Below are 2,247 nucleotides of genomic sequence, written 5' to 3'. Positions count from 1 at the left end.
TATGTATATGGTACTGAGATCCGATTGAACGGCGCCTTTGTGCCCGGCACGGAATCCTGGGTGAGCCTAGGGTATTTGAAAACCATGGAAAACAGTGATGATAAGGGCTACATCCCAAGGCCTACCGATCAACGTCTAAAAGTGGGCATTCTTTTTCAGGATTATGTACCTACCATCCCGAATTTAAAGATGTACCTTAACTTGGTTTATAATACCGGGGTACCGGGAGGTTCACCCAGTTATGCCGATCCCTATATTTTTCAGAACAGATTAAGGGACTATAAGCGTGCCGATTTGGGAATTTCACATATTTTTGTAGGCACGGACCAAGAATATCCTGAAAACCACTGGTTATATAAGTTCAAGGAATTGAGTATTGGCTTTGAGATCTTTAATCTTTTCAACAACCAAAACTCCATTACCAATACCTGGATCAGGGATGTGGATAGCAAGAATGAATTTGCGATTCCTAATTATATGACGCGTCGGATCATGAATGTTCGACTTAAAATGCGGTTTTGAGTAGCGTGTAAGGCCGTTAAAAACGAATGAAATGAAAAAGCTTCTAACAGTCATGCTCTTTTTGGGTTGTTTTTTGGCAACTGCCCAAAAAAACATTTATGAACATAAGAATTTTGATGATCTGAGCGAAAATCATAAAGTTTTGGCCATCCTACCCTTTCTTACCAATTTGGATTTGAAGGATGAATTATCGAAGATTGAAGTGAAACAATTGGAAGAGAAAGAAGGGTATGCGGTGCAGAATGCCTTGGAAACCTATTTTTCACAAAGAAAAAGAAAGAAAAAGTTTTCGGTAGAATTCCAGAATATCAAGAATACCAATGCCATTCTTTCCCAGAACAATATCACCTATGAAAACATCGATGTATATACCATTAAAGAACTAAGTAAGATCTTACAGGTCGATGGGATCATTAGTGGTAATATGGATCTCAATATTCTTCTTTCGAAAGGGGTGCCGACAGAATTCAGTCTTATGGACTACTTTCTTGGCGATTCAAACTACGGTCGCATAGGGATTAAGATTAGCGATGCTGCCTCGGGGAAGCTCCTTTGGAAGTATGAGAAAAAAATCGATAAAAAAACAGGCAAGAACACCTATGATCTTATTGACAGGATGATGAAACTGGCCACACGAAAATTTCCCTACGATCGTGAAAAGAAAAAGGACAGGAACAAGTCAAGGAATTAAGGCTGCATCAATTCCTTTAAGATCCCAATGGCATAATCCAACTCCTGAATGGTGTTGTATCTTGAAAATGAGAACCTGAATGATGGCTTGTCAAGGTCTGCTTCATTAAGCACCTCCTTCAATACATGCGATCCTACATCACTCCCCGACTGGCAGGCACTTCCTTGGGAAATGGCAATACCCTTTATATCCAAATTAAACAACAGCATCTTTCCTTTTTCATGACTTAAAGGCAATCTTATATTTACCAATGTATAGGTACTTTTATCCATAGTACCTGAAAGTCCATTAAAACAAACGCTGGGAATGTCCTGGACAATCTTATCGATAAAATATTTTTTAAGCCCTGATACATAGGTGCTCTCTTCATCAAGATTTTCATACGCTATTTTAAAAGCTTCCTCCAATCCTACAATATTGTGTACGGCTTCCGTGCCGGCCCTAAGCCCCCTTTCCTGTCCTCCTCCCGAAATCATGGGTTTGAGGCCAGAATTCTTTCTGATAAAAGCAAATCCCACCCCTTTTGGACCATGGAATTTATGGGCAGAGGCTGCCATAAAATCAATGGGGGTTTTTTGTACGTCCAATTCAAAATGACCGATAGACTGTACCGTATCGGAATGAAACAACGCCTTATTTTCCCTGCATATCTCCGCTACCTCGTCAATGGGGAGTAAATTGCCGATTTCGTTATTCACATGCATAAGAGTGACTAGTTTTTTGGAGTCGTCTTCTTGCAACAGTCGGGTTAAATGCGCGTGTTGTGGATTACCATGCATATCCAAATCAACATACTTCAAGGCTATGCCGAATTCCTTGGCCAGATCTTGGGTGCTATGCAGTACCGCATGATGTTCTATTTTCGAAGTGATGATCGTTCTTACCTTCAAATCCCGCACTGCGCTTTTTAGCACCATATTATCGGCCTCGGTTCCTCCAGAAGTAAAAACAATTTCAGTAGGGTGTGCCTTTAATTGTTTGGCAATGGTCTTCCGAGCCCGTTCCACGGCGGTTTTGGCCGTTCGACCGTAACC

At 40.9% G+C, this 2,247-nt stretch carries 2 protein-coding genes and 1 pseudogene; 2 read left to right on the top strand and 1 reads right to left on the bottom strand.

What is annotated here, in order from left to right; genetic code table 11:
- Window positions 1-522 (top strand): annotated as a pseudogene (locus WBM98_RS07590) (TonB-dependent receptor); the annotation flags it as partial.
- Window positions 523-553: 31 nt separating this feature from the next.
- Window positions 554-1,213, top strand: a complete 660-nt coding sequence (locus WBM98_RS07585; RefSeq protein WP_424365421.1) for a hypothetical protein — start codon at window positions 554-556, stop codon at window positions 1,211-1,213.
- Here the strand turns inward: WBM98_RS07585 and WBM98_RS07580 are convergent.
- Window positions 1,210-2,247 (bottom strand): cysteine desulfurase family protein (locus tag WBM98_RS07580; RefSeq protein WP_424365420.1); only part of this gene is annotated, 1,038 nt, incomplete at its 5' end. The genes WBM98_RS07585 and WBM98_RS07580 overlap by 4 nt on opposite strands.

The sequence above is a fragment of the Maribacter sp. genome, assembly GCF_049667165.1.
Lineage (GTDB): Bacteria > Bacteroidota > Bacteroidia > Flavobacteriales > Flavobacteriaceae > Maribacter_A.
The sequence above is the reverse complement of the archived record's forward strand: the minus strand, read 5'-3'. Positions and strand labels throughout refer to the sequence as shown.